Consider the following 16,017-nt stretch of genomic DNA (forward strand, 5'->3'; position numbering starts at 1 on the left):
TCTTCTGTGCTAAATTTATAAAAAAATACACAAAAAAATAATTACATAATTCACAAAATGAAAACCTTGTCATATCAACGATTCCTAGAATAACAGCTATTATTTTAGCTTTTTTGTTAAAAAAAATTGTATGAATGGGCTTGCAAAAACGGAGGTATGTGTTATACTGAACATGTAAAAACTGTTACATACTTTTTATAAGTATTAAGGAGGACCTGATAATGACATCAGTTACAAACAAATTAGAAACTTTTAACGAATCTGCTTGGAAGGGCTTTAAAGGAAGCGACTGGAAACATGAAGTAAATACTCGTGCTTTTATCCAACAAAACTACACTGAATATCGTGGGGATGATAGCTTCTTAGAACCAGCTGCACCAAGTACTGAAAAACTTTGGACAAAACTTCAAGAGTTGTTTGAAATTCAACACCAACAAAATGGTGTATACGACATGGATAACAACATTCCAGCAACAATTACATCACACGGTCCTGGCTATTTAATCAAAGAAGAAGAAAAAATCGTTGGTTTACAAACAGATGTACCATTGAAACAAGCGTTTATGCCATTTGGTGGTATTCGTATGGCCAACACAGCGTTAACTTCAAATGGTTATGAAGAAGATCCTGAAATGACAAAAATTTTCACAGAATGGCGTAAGACACACAACCAAGGTGTATTCGATGCGTATACTGATGAAATGCGTTTAGCACGTAAGAACAAAATTATTACTGGTCTACCAGATGCTTACGGTCGTGGACGTATCATTGGAGATTACCGCCGTGTCGCTTTATATGGTATTGACTTCTTAATGGAACAAAAGAAGAAAGATCATGATTTAACTGGTAACAAAGTAATGACGGATGATGTTATTCGTTTACGTGAAGAAATTGCTGAACAATACCGTGCATTAAATGACTTGAAGAAAATGGCTGCTTCTTACGGATTTGATATTTCTCGTCCAGCTGAGAACGCACAAGAAGCTATCCAATGGTTATACTTCGGTTACCTAGGAGCGATTAAATCTCAAAACGGTGCGGCTATGTCAATCGGTCGTATCTCAGCATTCTTAGATATCTATATTCAACGTGACTTAGAAAACGGTGTAATCACTGAATTTGAAGCACAAGAATTAATTGACCACTTAATTATGAAATTACGTATGGTTAAATTTGCTCGTACACCTGAATACAACCAATTATTCTCTGGTTATCCAATTTGGGCTACTTTATCAATCGCTGGTATGGGCTTAGATGGTCGTTCATTAGTTACTAAGAATGATTTCCGTATCTTACACACTTTAACAAATATGGGACCTTCTCCAGAACCAAACTTAACTGTACTTTATTCTTCACATTTACCAGAAGGATTCAGAACTTATGCAGCTAAAATCGCTAAACAAAGTTCTTCAATCCAATTTGAAAATGATGATTTATTACGTGCAAACTGGGGTTCTGATGACTGTGCAATCGCATGTTGTGTATCTGCAACTGTAATGGGTAAAGATATGCAATTCTTCGGTGCACGTGCGAACCTTGCAAAAGCGGTTCTTTATGCAATCAACGGTGGGGTCGATGAAAAGACTAAGATGCAAGTTGCACCTAAATTCCGTCCAATGACTGGTGAAACCTTAGACTTCCATGAATTTATGGAACGCTATAAAGATATCTTAGATTGGTTAGCTGAATTGTATGTAAATACATTAAATGTCATTCACTATATGCATGATAAATATGCTTATGAAGCACCACAATTAGCCTTCATGGATTCTAACCTACGTCGTACATTTGCGACAGGTATTGCTGGTATTTCTCATGCTACTGACTCAATCATGGCGATTAAACATGGTAATGTGAAAGTTATCCGTGATGAAGATGGTATGGCTATTGACTATGTACCACAAAACGAATTCCCAACTTATGGTAACGACAATGAAGAAGCCGATGCAATGGCAAACTGGATCTTAGAATACTTCATGACTCAAATTAAACGTCAACATACTTACCGTAACTCTACACCTACTACGTCATTGTTAACAATTACATCTAACGTAGTTTATGGTAAAGCTACTGGTAATACACCAGACGGACGTCGTGCAGGTAAACCATTAGCGCCAGGTGCAAACCCTTCATATCAAGATGGTAAGTTCTTGGGCGAAAAGAACGGTTTATTAGCTTCATTAAACTCAACAGCTCGTTTGAACTACCGTAACGCTTTAGACGGTATTTCAAATACCCAAACAATTAATCCTAATGGTTTAGGTAAAGATGATGAAACACGTATTAACAACTTACGTAACGTGTTAGATGGTTACTTCGATAAAGGTGGTTACCACTTAAACGTAAACGTATTTACAAATGAATTATTACTAGATGCACAAGCTCATCCAGAAAAATATCCAAACTTGACTATTCGTGTATCTGGTTATGCCGTTAAGTTCCGTGATTTAACTCCTGAACAACAAGCAGACGTTATTTCAAGAACTTCACACGACAGACTATAATCGTTTGAATGTAATGAGAGGATGACAAGCAATTGTCATCCTTTTTTACTTAAAAGTTTTCTCATTAATTATTGAATATTGTTCAATATTGCAGTAGCTTTTAAGTGAAATGATGCAGATTGGAGAAGAAAAAACTATGTCAAATTCAGCACTTGGTATGATTCACTCAACAGAAAATTTTGGTACCGTCGATGGTCCTGGCGTACGCTTTGTCATTTTTACACAAGGATGCAAGATGCGTTGCCAATTCTGTCATAATCCTGATACTTGGATGATGAAAACTGATACATCCAAAGAACGTTCAGCAGATGATGTTTTACAAGAAGCATTAAAGTATCGTGCGTACTGGGGAAAAGATGGCGGTATTACAGTTAGTGGTGGAGAACCTTTATTACAGCTTGATTTCTTAATTGATTTATTCAAAAAAGCTAAAGAACAAGGCATACATACGACTTTAGATACTTGTGGCAAACCTTTCACTAAAGAGGAACCTTTCTTTAGTAAATTCAATGAATTGTTAACGTATACTGATTTAATTTTATTTGATATTAAACATATTGATAATGAAGGTCATAAGCAATTAACAAGTTTAGGCAATGAAAATATTTTAGAAATGGCTAAATACTTATCTGATGTGAAACAACCAGTATGGATTCGTCATGTTTTAGTACCTGAAAGAACGGATTATGATGATTTATTGATTCGCCTCGATCAATTTATTCAGACGTTGGAAAATGTTGAGAAAGTCGAAGTTTTACCTTATCACACAATGGGGAAATTCAAATGGGAAAAACTTGGTTTAGACTATCCATTAGAAGGAATCAATCCGCCAGAAAAAGAACGCGTGGAAAATGCCAAACAATTATTGCACGTCGATCAATATAAAAAATATCTAGAAAAATAGAAAAAAATCGAGAAAGCAATCATTAGATATTGATTCTTTCTCGATTTTTGTTATGATGAATTGGTAAACATTGATGAATAGGAGCGAATGATATGTCAAAAATTTTAGTTTTCGGACATCAAAATCCAGATACTGATGCAATTGGCGCAGCGATTGCATTTGCCAATTTACAAAAAGAATTAGGTAAGGACGTAGAAGCGGTAGCCTTAGGTGAACCAAATGAAGAAACAGCTTTTGCTTTAAATCATTTTGGTTTAGCAGCACCAAGGGTTGTGACTACTGTAGCGAACGAAGTAGAACAAGTTATGTTAGTCGATCACAATGAATTTCAACAAAGTGTTGCGGATATTGAAAATGTTGAAGTTTTAGCAGTGGTTGATCATCACCGTATTGCTAACTTCCAAACAGCCGATCCATTATATTATCGTGCTGAACCAGTTGGCTGCACTTCAACCATTATTTTAAAATTATATAAAGAAGCAAATGTTGAAGTGCCAAAAGCAATTGCCGGTATGATGTTATCAGCGATTGTTTCTGATACCTTATTATTTAAATCACCAACCTGCACCCCTGAAGATGTGGCTGCTGCTAAAGAGCTTGCAACCATTGCTGGTGTAGATTTAGAGACTTATGGTTTAGAAATGTTAAAAGCAGGGACTAATTTAGGCGATAAAGCTGCTGCTGAATTAATTGATTTAGATGCGAAAAGCTTCCCAATGGCCGATAAAAACGTACGTATTGCTCAAGTGAATACCGTTGATTTAGCAGAAGTGTTTGCTCGTCAAGCTGAGTTAGAGGCTGCGATGCAAGCGGCCAATGAACAAAATGGCTATGATTTGTTTGTTTTAGTTGTAACCAATATTTTAGATAGCGATTCTGAGATCTTAGTGGTGGGTGAACCGAAAGAAAAAATCGAAGCAGCTTTTGATGTGAAATTGGTGAATCAACGTGCTTTGCTTAAAGGTGTGGTTTCACGTAAGAAACAAGTTGTTCCTCAAATCACAGCAGCTTTCCAAGCCTAAAAACTATCAATAGCGATGATCCATGAGAAAGTTTGTCAAATAAACACTAAAATTGGTGTATGTTATGTGGCTTGCTTTTTCATGGATTTTTTTGCCTTGAAGAAACAAAGCGGTTTAAAGTTTGTTGATTTTAATAGAAAAAAATAAAATTATTATGAGGAGTTTTTTACCAATGATGAATTACCTGTATGGGAAAAACTATCAAACTGTTCAAGCAATTATTGAAAGTCCTTTTTTTGATCGATTAGTTGATTATTTAATCAATCATGATTCAGTGATTTTACGAGAGTTAAAAAAGCAATTTGCTGATGAACATCTTTTTGAAAAGAATTTAGAAAAGCTTATTGCGGCCAAGATTATCATTCGTGAAAATCGCCGCTATACTTTTGGTGGGGAAATTTTGAACGAAAAGAGTAGCTTAGTTGATCCGCAATTTTCGGTTGATCCTACTTTATTGAACCGTCATTTACTGATGCAATTGGCTAATCGGCTAAAAGCCATTAGTGCTGAGGATTTTTATTTAGTGAAGACTGACCAACTTGCCTATTTCAAGACCTATCAAACGCCATATTTTAGTTGGCAAATTCTATATAAAAATCCCAGACAGACGAATGTTGCAACTTATTTTACGGCTTGTGCTACCCAAAATCATCTCGATGCTCACCAAGAGATGTATACGTTAATTGGTGATGTTGACGTGATTTATTATCTCGATCAGATTGAAGTGCTAATTGAAAAAATCAAAAAAGGTCGGCGGCGTATTCGTGGATCAATTTTTGTATCATCAGCAGAAAAGTTTGGTTTAATTCAAGCTGTGGATGAACGGCTAATGATTGCGAAAGATGTCATAGTGGGTGAAGAAGAGACACTTGAGAATTTTGAAGCTATTTTTCAACTGTTTGATAATTATTCAGCAATTGAACAGCGACAAATATTGGCGGATTTAATGCAACAATTAAATGTTGAACAAGTCCAAAAAATTAAATAAATGACTAGAATGCAAAATAACCTGTTTTTTCTAAAAATATTTTTATTTTCAGAAAAGTTAACAGGTTGTTTTTTTGTTTTTATTTTGTTTTCTTATAATAAGAAATGTTTTCTGTATATAGATATGAAAATTTCTTTTTTTAACATATTTTTCCATCGTTTTCAGCAAGCGTTTACTTTTTTGGAGTCTGATTTTAAATAAAAGGACTGTTTGATAGGATGTCAAGGGAAATTTTTTAATAAAATTAGCAATATAGACTAATCTTTTTAAGATAAAACAGTTTACCGATGATATTTCATCATTTTTTAAATTTATTTAATAAATTAGTTAGTTATTCACAAAATAAAGTGATATACTATACTTATAAAAGGTTTGTGTTATTTATCAAATAGGCTAGTACGTTTAATATTATGAATAGGGAGTAAGGAATAGATGATGAATATATCTGAAATGTTGGATGCGGCACAAAGGTTTACCACTGGTGAAAATTTTTATTTACATCATTTATTAGGTTGTCATATCGAAAATGATCAGGCTGTTTTTCGCGTATGGGCACCTAATGCGCAGCAAGTTTGGCTACAAGGTGACTTTAATCAATGGAATGATAGTAATCCTATGACCAAATATGAAGAATTTGGTATTTGGGAAGCAAAAATTACCGATTTTCAGGTGGGGCAGCTGTATAAATATAAAATCATGCAGGCAAACGGTGAGGTGGTAATGAAGTTTGATCCAATGGCGATTCGCTTTGAAGCTCGCCCTGGTAATGCAGCGGCTATTTACCGTTTACCTGAAAGAAAGTGGCGGGATGGTTTGTGGCGTGGTCGACAAAAGCGCGCTAATACCTTTAAGCGTCCTTTAAATATTTACGAGGTGCATGCTAGTTCATGGAAACATCACGAAGATGGTCGGCCGTATACCTTTAAAGATTTAACCGAATATTTAGTACCTTATTTAGTGGAAATGAATTATACGCATGTTGAATTTATGCCGCTAACTGAGCATCCATTAGCTGCTTCTTGGGGCTATCAAACAACAGGCTTTTTTGCTTTAGCTCATGAATATGGCCAACCAGAGGAATTGCAAGAATTTGTTGAAGCGTGTCATTTAAATAATATTGGCGTGTTGATGGATTGGGTACCTGGTCATTTTTGTGTAAACTATGATGCATTGGCTTATTACGATGGTACACCAACTTATGAATATTATGATGAAATTCGAGCCAAAAATATTCGTTGGGGGGCCTTGAATTTTGATTTAGGAAAACCACAAGTACAAAGTTTTTTGATTTCTAGTGCGATGTATTGGTTAGAAACGTTCCATATTGATGGTATTCGTGTGGATGCAGTATCTAATATGATTTATCGTGACTATGATGAAGGTCCTTGGCAAGCCAATCATGAAGGTGGCAATCGCAATTTCGAGGGATATTATTTCTTACAAAAATTAAATGCAGTCATTAAACTTGCCCATCCTAACGTAATCATGATTGCAGAAGAAAGTTCTGCTGATACCAAAGTTACTGGCATGATTGAAACAGGGGCGTTAGGTTTTGATTATAAATGGAATATGGGTTGGATGAATGATATCCTTAAATTTTATGAAATGGATCCTGTTTATCGAAAATATCACTTTAATCTTGCCACTTTTTCGTTTATGTACATGTTTAATGAGAACTTTATTCTTTCACTATCCCATGATGAGGTAGTGCATGGTAAAAAGAGTCTAATGCATAAAATGTGGGGTGATCGTTATAAACAATTTGCCCATTTACGTAATCTTTACACCTTCTTAATGACTCATCCTGGTAAAAAATTATTATTTATGGGCAGTGAATGGGGACAATTTCTGGAATGGAAATTTGCTGAAGGCCTGGAATGGTGCGACTTAGCTGATCCATTGAATCATAAGATGCAGCATTTTACGAAAGTATTAAATGAACTGTATCGTCAAGAAAAAGCTTTGTGGGAGTTAGATAATCAAATAGAAACCATTGAATTTATTGATGCAGATAATGCAGAAGATTCAGTTTTGAGCTTTATTCGTCGTGGTAAAACGAAGAAAGATTTTGTAATTGTTGTATTAAACTTTGCTCCAGTTGAAAGAAAGGATTTTGTTATAGGCGTTCCATATCCTGGTGAATATGAAGAAATTTTAAATACCGAAATGGCTGAATTTGGTGGTACATGGGTAAAACCTAACGCGGACATGACTACTCAGAAAAAGCCATTTAAACAGTATGCTCATCAGATTCAAACGATTCTTCCATCTTTGGGCGCATTAATTATTCGTCCAAAGCATGTGAATGTTCGTTCGAAATAAATTTTTGTTGTGTTGTGAAAGGAGGGAAAGGTGATTTTATCACCGAATGAATGAAAACAGAAATGCTTGCAATGATTCTTGCGGGAGGGCAAGGTACGCGTTTAGGTAAATTAACCAAAAATATTGCTAAACCAGCCGTTCCTTTTGGAGGTAGATATCGAATTATTGATTTTACCTTGAGTAATTGCGCAAATTCCGGCATTAAAAATGTCGGTGTCGTTACGCAATATCAGCCTTTAGCTTTGAATAGCCACATAGGCAATGGGGCTAGCTGGGGCTTAAGTGGAATTGATTCGGGAGTGACTGTGCTCCAACCATACTCTAGCTCTGAGGGAAGTAAGTGGTTTGAGGGAACTGCCCATGCTATTTTCCAAAATATTGATTATATTGATCAAATGGATCCACAATATGTGCTCATTTTATCAGGAGATCATATCTACAAGATGGATTATGAAGATATGCTGATGAATCATAAGAAGAATAATGCCTCCTTATCAGTAGCGGTAATTGAAGTACCAATGAAAGAAGCTTCACGTTTTGGAATTATGAATACAGATGACAATGATCGAATCATTGAATTTGAGGAAAAACCAGCTGTTCCTAAAAATAATTTAGCTTCGATGGGAATTTATATCTTCAATTGGGGTAGATTACGCGAAGTGTTAATGAACAGTCATTCTAAAGAAAATGATATGAATGACTTTGGCAAAAATGTCATTCCATTTTACTTAGACAGCGGTGAAAATGTAGTTGCTTATCGTTTTAGTGGCTACTGGAAGGATGTAGGTACGATCGATTCATTGTGGGAAGCGAATATGGAATTTATCGATCCAAAATTAGAATTAGCTATGCGTGATAAATCATGGCGAATTTATTCAAAAAATAGAATTGCCCCTCCTCATTCCTTTACTGAAACAGGGTCAGCTACACAGTCATTGATTTCTGATGGTTGCTATATTGCCGGTAAAGTTGAGCATTCCATTTTATCAGATGACGTTCAAGTCAAAGAAGGGGCAATTGTTAAAGACAGTGTAATTATGTCAGGAGCTACCATTGGTAAAAATGTGGTGATTGAACGAGCCATTATTGGGGAAAATGCCATTATTGGTGATAATGCAGTAATTGATGGCAAAGATGAAATTGCCGTGATTGGATATTCTGAAGTGATAGGAGTTGCTGTTGATGAAGACTAATAGAATGTGTGCTTTTTTAGGAAATCTCCATAATTACACTGGACTTGCGCCACTGACCAATTATCGTCCAGTAGCTACTTTGCCATTTGATAGTAAATATCGTTTAATTGACTTTAATTTATCTTCAATTGCTAATGCCAATATTCATTCCGTGTTTATGGTATTTAATTATGATGAAAGTCGTTCGGTTTTTGACCATCTAGGCGGGGGAACTGAATGGAATCTTGATGGAATCAACAATCGCTTTTTCATTCATTTGTTTGAGCAAGAAGCCGAAAAACTAAAAGATCACAACGGTTACTATAATGCGGTCATTGATTACTTAGAAAAAGCTAACTCTAAGTATATGGTCTATTTTAGTAGTAAAATCTTATGTAATATTGATTTAAAAGCCTTATTGAATATTCATCTTTTACATGAAGATAAAAGTGACTTAACGGTTGTTTATAAAAAAATGCCAAAACAATCAATCTATGACACGGATTTAGTCTTGAATTTTGGCGAAGACGGTAAGGTTATCGGTAAGACTAGTGGTAGTCAAATCAAAGAAGGGGAAACTGCCAATCTATGCTCGGATATATATATTGTGAAAGTTGAGCGCTTATTAGCTGCATTAAGAGAGAGTCAAAATAAAGGTGTTTGGACGCACGTAGAAGCTTGTTTGCGTAACATGATTGATGAAAATACAACTGCTTATGAGTATACTGGTTATTTAAGCAATATTTTCGATATTCAGAGATACTATCAAGCGAATATGGATATGTTACAACCAGCTAAATTCAACTCTTTAATGTATGCGAATCAAAAAATTTATACCAAAGTCCACAATGAATTTCCAACTTACTATACTGAAGCGGCAACTGTAAAAAATAGCCAATGTGGTACAGGATGTGTGATCGATGGTGCGGTAAATAACTCACTACTTGGGCGAAATGTATCTGTAAATCAAGAGGCTCATGTGGAATATTCGTTAATTCATTCTTCAACAACAGTTGGTCAAGGTGCGCAAATTGCTTACGCTATCATTGATAAAGGCTGTACGATTGCCAAAAATGTTAAGATTCAGGGCTCGCCAGAAAAACCGATTGTTGTGGCTAAGGGTTCATACATTACTGAAGATATTATTGGAGGCAAATAGATGAAAATATTATTTGCAGCGAGTGAATGTGCGCCTTTTTTTAAAACAGGCGGTCTGGGTGATGTTGCTGGTGCTTTACCCAAAGCTTTAGTTACAGAAGGGGTAGAAGTTGCTGTTGTTCTCCCTTATTTTTCAAAAATTGCTGAAAAATATCGTGAACAAATGACCGATGTACTATCGTTTGAAGTTCATGTAGGCTGGCGAAAACAGTATTGTGGGATTAAAGCCTTACGACTAGAGCATGTTCAATATTATTTCATCGATAATCTGTATTACTTTAATCGGGATCAATTATATGGTTATTATGATGATGGTGAACGTTTTGCGTTTTTCCAACAGGCGATTATTGAGATGATGGAGAAAGTTGATTTTATTCCAGATGTTCTTCATGTTAACGATTATCATACTGCAATGATTCCCTTCTTGTTGAGGGAAAAATACCACTGGATTAAAGCTTACCAAGACATTCGAACAGTTTTAACTATTCATAATTTAGAGTTCCAAGGTAAATACGATCGGCAGGTTTTACCAGATTTATTTGGTATGTCAACCGAACGTTTTGATGATGGCACGATTGAATTTGATCATGCGGTGAATTTCATGAAGGCTGGGATTTTATATGCGACAAAAGTCACAACAGTCAGCCCTTCTTATGCTGAAGAAATTAAGACTTCTGCATTTGGTTGTGGATTAGAAGTTATTTTACAAATGGAAAGTAATAAATTGATGGGTATTTTAAACGGGATTGATACCTTAACGAATAATCCGGCTACTGATGAGCATTTGGCATTCCATTACAATGTGAATGATTTGACAGGTAAGGCTAAAAATAAACAATTATTACAAGAAAAAATGGGCTTACCCGTTAGAGAAGATGTTCCAGTGATTGGAGTGGTCAGTCGCTTAACCTACCAAAAAGGATTTCACCTGGTCTTGGAAGAATTGCATAATTTACTCCAATTTGATGTACAGTTTGTCTTATTAGGTACAGGCGATCCGAGGTTTGAAGAAGCCTTTTATCAAATTGGCCAACAGTATCCAGAAAAATGTGCAATGAATATTGATTTTAATTTAAGTTTAGCACAATTGATTTATGCGGGTGCCGATATGTTCTTAATGCCATCAGCCTTTGAACCATGTGGTTTGTCACAAATGGTTGCCATGCGTTATGGGACTTTACCTGTTGTGCATCAAATCGGTGGACTAAAAGATACCGTTGAACCTTATAATCCGATTACTAATACAGGTACAGGATTTGGTTTTGAAGATTTTCGTCCATTTGTCATGATGCAAACACTAGTCCAAGCGATTGATTTGTATCAAAATCATCCTACCATTTGGCAAAGTTTGGTTGAAAATGCGATGAAAAAAGATTTTAGTTGGCATCAAAGTAGTTTGATTTATTTAACTTTATATCGTTCAATTATCGCTTAGACGAAATTGAAGCAATAAGTTTTCATTTCTCGATTCTTTCAGTAAGCGAGAGTGGTGTGAAAGACTGGGAGAAAGTTTTTCCCAGTCTTTCTGTTCATTAAGTGAATCGAAAAATAGTTAATTGCATTGATTGATTTAGTAAGCTATTACTAGATAATTAGGTTACCCATATTGAGGAGGAGATTGAATGACACGTGAAGAATTTATAGAAGATTTACGAAATCGCGTACGTGAAAGTTTTGCTATGGAATTAGAAACAGCTACACCAAATGAATTATTTGTTGCTATTGGACAGATTGTCCGTGCTTGCTATGCAAAGTCCTGGCATAATACTAGACAACGTTATTTAGTCAATAAACAAAGACAATCGTACTATTTTTCGATTGAATTTCTACCTGGACGCATGTTGAAGAGTAATCTGATGAGCTTGGGATTATTGGACATGGTTCGTTCGACTGTTGAAGAATTAGGTTTTGAATTTGAAGAGGTATTAAATGTTGAAAATGATATGGCCCTAGGAAATGGTGGTTTAGGACGTTTGGCTTCATGTTTTTTAGATTGCTTAGCTTCTCGTGAATTGCCAGGTAATGGTAATGGGATTCGTTATGATTATGGTCTTTTTAAACAACAATTTGTGGATGGCTATCAAGTTGAATTACCTGATGCTTGGCTAAAAAGTGGCAATGTTTGGGAGGTCCGTCGAGAAAGTGAAGCTGTTGAGGTGCGCTTTGGAGGTAATGTGTACATGCAGCCGACCAAAGACGGTAAATTAAAACCAGTTGCTGAAAATGAACGGATATTAAGAGCTATCCCTTACGATACAGGGGTAGTTGGTTACCATAATGATACGGTAAATACTTTGCGCTTATGGAGTGTTGAGGTACCTGAATCAGAAGAAGGTAAATATCGGAGCATTGAAGAACGACGTATGGTTGAAGATTTAACCGCCGTTTTATATCCGGATGATTCCAATGAACAAGGCCGCTTAACGCGCTTATCGCAAGAATATTTCTTTGTTTCGGCGGGCATTCAAAGTATTGTTCGCTATTATAAGAAGCTGAAAATGCCAATTAGTCGCATTAATGAATACGTGGCAATTCATATTAATGATACCCATCCTGCTTTATGTATTCCAGAAATGATGCGTATTTTACTAGATGAATTTGATTTATCTTGGGAAAAGTCTTGGGGCTTGACCGTTAGTATGATGAGCTATACAAATCATACCATTATGCAAGAGGCTTTAGAAAAATGGCCATTACAAATGGTAAAATATCATTTACCAAGAATGTTCCAAATTATTGAAGAAATTGATCGTCGTTTTGTGACGAATTTAACTGGCTTATATCCAGATGATTTAATTCAACGGACTCGGATTATTCAAGGTGATCAAATTCATATGGCTAACCTTTGTATCATTGGAAGCCATAGTACCAATGGGGTAGCTAAACTACATTCTGATTTATTGAAATCAGTGGTTTTACATGATTTCTATGTGTTATATCCAGAACGCTTTAATAATAAAACTAATGGGATTACTCAGAGAAGATGGTTACAACAAGCCAATGAACCATTAGCTAATTTAATTGATAAAACGATCGGTACTTCATGGCGAAAAGAACCAACCGATATGGAACGCTTAATGAACTACTGCGAGGATAATGAAGTATTAGTTGCTTTTGAACAGGCAAAACAACAAAATAAACTGGCGCTAGCTAAATATATCGAAAAAACGACTAACATTAAAGTTCAACCTAACGCAATTTTTGATGTGCAGATTAAACGACTCCACGCTTATAAACGTCAGTTACTCAATTTGATGCATATTTTAAAATGCTATTTTGATTTAAAGGACAACCCTGAAATGGATTTTGTGCCTCGAGTTTGGATTTTTGGTGCGAAGGCTGCACCTAGCTATACCTATGCTAAAGCGATTATTAAGGCGATTAATGAAGTGGCTAATTTAATCAATCATGATCCGATAATCAATGATCGTATGAAAGTGGTATTTTTAGAAAATTATAATGTTAGTCTAGCAGAAAGAATTATCCCAGCAGCAGATGTCAGCGAACAAATTTCATTAGCAACCAAGGAAGCTTCTGGTACAAGTAATATGAAATTAATGTCGAATGGTGCGATTACTGTGGCTACTATGGATGGTGCAAATGTGGAAATCAGAGCAGCGGTTGGCGATGAGAATATCTATACATTTGGCTTAACGGAAGAAGAAGTGTATCGTTATTATGAGCAAGGAAATTATTCCGCACAAGCGATTTATGATCAAGATCCAGTGATTCAAAGAGTGTTAAATGCGTTTGTTGATGGGACGATTCCTAACATTCAACGTGAAGGTCAAGAGATTTTTGATTCACTATTGCGTTATAACGATGAATTTTTCTTGCTAAAAGATTTTGTCCCATACTGTCAAGTACAAGCAAAATTAAGTCAAGATTATTTAAACCGTGAAAAATGGCAAAAAATGAGTTTGATTAATACTGCTAAATCTGGTATTTTTTCTGCTGATTATACAGTGCAAAGATATGCTGATGATATTTGGCAAATTGCTCCAGTGGATTTACACAAAGAAAAGAGGAATTAGATTTTGAATATTTACTATAATGCCTGGTCTAGTAAATATAAACAACCGTTTGGTGCCGTTCAAGCCGGTAAACCGGTCGATTTTTGGTTAGATGTTGTCCATGAACAGGTTCAGCGAGTGAGCTTGTCTATTCATAAAGATGGTCACCAAAACCATCAAATCTCAATGCAAGAAATTGAAAAGAACCGCTATCATACACAGTTTACTTTGGAAGAAGGTCCGGGTTTATATTTTTATTGTTTTGAGATTATTTATCGTGAAAATGATCTAGTCAAATCACTCTATTATGGTACGAATGAATGGGGAGGAGTAGGTTCTACCTATGAATGCGTTCATGATGTTTGGGATTATCAGCTGACTTGTTTTGAGTCAGCTGACCCAGCACCTAATTGGTATCGGAATAGCATTTTTTATCAAATTTTTCCTGATCGCTTTTTTAATGGGAATGATCAAGGAATAGTTGCTGGTAAAAAGCCAAATAGTTTTATTTATGGTACGTATGATGATGAGCCAATGTATATCAAAAATGCTTCGGGTGAGGTCGTTCGTTGGGATTTTTACGGAGGGAATCTTAAGGGGATTATGCAAAAAATCCCTTATCTAAAAGAATTGGGCATCAATGCACTGTATTTAAATCCCATTTTTGAAGCCCGTAGTAATCATCGTTATGATACAGCCAATTATTTTCAAATAGATAGTCTATTAGGTACGCTGGATGATTTTACTTTATTGGTTGAAGAACTTCACAAAAATGACATGCATATTATTTTAGATGGGGTATTTAGTCACGTTGGTCGGCATAGTCAATATTTTAACTATGACGGGGCTTATGGTAAAAATAATGGTGCTGCCCAAAATCCACATAGTATTTATTATGATTGGTTTGATTTTGATCATTATCCTGATGAATATAAATCATGGTGGGGAATTAAAGATTTACCACAAATTAATAAAGAAAATAAACATTATCAACAATTTATCTATGGTAATAAAGAAAGCGTGATTGCCTACTGGTTATCTCAAGGGGTAGATGGCTGGCGTTTAGATGTGGCGGATGAATTACCTGATAGCTTCATTAAAGGAATCCGTGCTTGTTTGGCTCGTTATCCGAATAAGGTGTTAATAGGTGAGGTTTGGGAGGATGCTTCCAATAAAATTTCTTATGACCATCGCCGAAACTACATTTTAGGTAGTCATCTACATAGTGTAATGAACTATCCATTGCGCGAAATTTTACTAAATACACTATTGCAGGAGAGTACACCTAAAAAAGCTGCCCATCAGTTGATGCAATTAGCTGAAAATTATCCTAAAGACATATTTTACAACTTATTTAATAATTTGGGTACGCATGATACTGAGCGGATTTTGACCAAATTAAATCGAAATATCCGCCGATTAGATCAGGCTATCGCCTTGCTTATCTTTTTACCAGGTGTGCCTTGTGTTTATTATGGAGATGAGGCGGGTTTACTAGGTGGAAAAGACCCTGAAAATCGTAAGTTCTTTCCTTGGCAACATGAAAACCAGCATATTTATCAATTATGGCACAAATGGTTACATTTTAGAATGCAAGAGGAGAATTTGAAAGAAGGGGAGTTTGCTATCTTTTATGATGAAAATCTTTTAGGAGTGATTCGTTATCGTAATTTACAGATGAATCTATTAATGGTGAATCTAACCTCCGTCAATCAGCATGTTGAAGCAAATCGTCTTACTTTTTTAAATACACCAAATGAAGTAGCGCAAAAAATTCGCTTAGCTGTGAATGAATTGACCATTCTCCCACAAGGATTGATTGATCTTACCTTATAATGTTCAGGCTGGCTAAACTCATCGTTCCAATAATGGTGCTTATCTTGGGTTTAGCTAGCTTTTTCATGTGTAAGGTGCTGATAAAATTTTGGGTTTGT

At 35.6% G+C, this 16,017-nt stretch carries 10 protein-coding genes; all 10 read left to right on the forward strand.

The genetic code is table 11. The annotated features are described in order from the left end of the window. The first annotated feature begins 221 nt into the window (after positions 1 to 221). The 10 genes from pflB to RK02_RS01615 all read left to right on the forward strand — a co-directional run bounded on the left by pflB (position 222) and on the right by RK02_RS01615 (position 15,919). A complete protein-coding gene (gene pflB, locus RK02_RS01570) occupies positions 222 to 2,504 on the forward strand; it encodes a formate C-acetyltransferase (protein ID WP_016182481.1) in 2,283 nt (760 codons plus the stop codon). Between the two features lie 136 nt (positions 2,505 to 2,640). Beyond that, entirely contained in the window at positions 2,641 to 3,408 is a 768-nt protein-coding gene (gene pflA, locus RK02_RS01575; protein WP_016182482.1) for a pyruvate formate-lyase-activating protein, read from the forward strand. Positions 3,409 to 3,500: 92 nt separating this feature from the next. Further along, entirely contained in the window at positions 3,501 to 4,430 is a 930-nt protein-coding gene (locus RK02_RS01580; RefSeq protein WP_016182483.1) for a manganese-dependent inorganic pyrophosphatase, read from the forward strand. A gap of 172 nt (positions 4,431 to 4,602) precedes the next feature. Beyond that, positions 4,603 to 5,418: a DUF1803 domain-containing protein gene (locus RK02_RS01585; RefSeq protein WP_016182484.1), complete on the forward strand. Its 816-nt coding sequence runs from the start codon at positions 4,603 to 4,605 to the stop codon at positions 5,416 to 5,418. Between the two features lie 432 nt (positions 5,419 to 5,850). Next, a complete protein-coding gene (glgB, locus tag RK02_RS01590) occupies positions 5,851 to 7,740 on the forward strand; it encodes a 1,4-alpha-glucan branching protein GlgB (protein ID WP_016182485.1) in 1,890 nt (629 codons plus the stop codon). 50 nt (positions 7,741 to 7,790) lie between these two features. Then, entirely contained in the window at positions 7,791 to 8,933 is a 1,143-nt protein-coding gene (locus tag RK02_RS01595) for a glucose-1-phosphate adenylyltransferase (RefSeq protein WP_016182486.1), read from the forward strand. Beyond that, complete coding sequence (gene glgD, locus RK02_RS01600) at positions 8,923 to 10,071, forward strand: glucose-1-phosphate adenylyltransferase subunit GlgD (protein ID WP_016182487.1); 1,149 nt, start codon at positions 8,923 to 8,925, stop codon at positions 10,069 to 10,071. The genes RK02_RS01595 and glgD overlap by 11 nt, the downstream gene beginning before the upstream one ends. Continuing rightward, positions 10,072 to 11,505, forward strand: coding sequence for a glycogen synthase GlgA (glgA, locus tag RK02_RS01605; protein WP_016182488.1), 1,434 nt, complete (start codon positions 10,072 to 10,074; stop codon positions 11,503 to 11,505). Between the two features lie 187 nt (positions 11,506 to 11,692). Continuing rightward, positions 11,693 to 14,104 carry a glycogen/starch/alpha-glucan phosphorylase gene (locus RK02_RS01610; RefSeq protein ID WP_016182489.1) on the forward strand — a complete coding sequence of 804 codons (2,412 nt, stop codon included), beginning with the start codon at positions 11,693 to 11,695 and terminating at the stop codon, positions 14,102 to 14,104. Between the two features lie 3 nt (positions 14,105 to 14,107). Further along, positions 14,108 to 15,919: a glycoside hydrolase family 13 protein gene (locus tag RK02_RS01615; RefSeq protein WP_016182490.1), complete on the forward strand. Its 1,812-nt coding sequence runs from the start codon at positions 14,108 to 14,110 to the stop codon at positions 15,917 to 15,919. Positions 15,920 to 16,017: the final 98 nt, after the last annotated feature.

Origin of the sequence: Enterococcus columbae DSM 7374 = ATCC 51263, from assembly GCF_000406925.1 — a bacterium.
In the GTDB taxonomy this organism is placed as follows: domain Bacteria; phylum Bacillota; class Bacilli; order Lactobacillales; family Enterococcaceae; genus Enterococcus_E; species Enterococcus_E columbae.

Excerpts from the sequence above, each read along its gene's own strand:
- RK02_RS01585 (WP_016182484.1), top strand. The coding sequence starts at position 4,603 with ATGATGAATTACCTGTATGGGAAAAACTATCAAACTGTTCAAGCAATT.
- glgB (WP_016182485.1), top strand. The coding sequence starts at position 5,851 with ATGATGAATATATCTGAAATGTTGGATGCGGCACAAAGGTTTACCACT.
- RK02_RS01595 (WP_016182486.1), top strand. The coding sequence starts at position 7,791 with ATGAAAACAGAAATGCTTGCAATGATTCTTGCGGGAGGGCAAGGTACG.
- glgA (WP_016182488.1), top strand. The coding sequence starts at position 10,072 with ATGAAAATATTATTTGCAGCGAGTGAATGTGCGCCTTTTTTTAAAACA.
- RK02_RS01580 (WP_016182483.1), top strand. The coding sequence starts at position 3,501 with ATGTCAAAAATTTTAGTTTTCGGACATCAAAATCCAGATACTGATGCA.
- pflA (WP_016182482.1), top strand. The coding sequence starts at position 2,641 with ATGTCAAATTCAGCACTTGGTATGATTCACTCAACAGAAAATTTTGGT.
- pflB (WP_016182481.1), top strand. The coding sequence starts at position 222 with ATGACATCAGTTACAAACAAATTAGAAACTTTTAACGAATCTGCTTGG.
- glgD (WP_016182487.1), top strand. The coding sequence starts at position 8,923 with ATGAAGACTAATAGAATGTGTGCTTTTTTAGGAAATCTCCATAATTAC.
- RK02_RS01610 (WP_016182489.1), top strand. The coding sequence starts at position 11,693 with ATGACACGTGAAGAATTTATAGAAGATTTACGAAATCGCGTACGTGAA.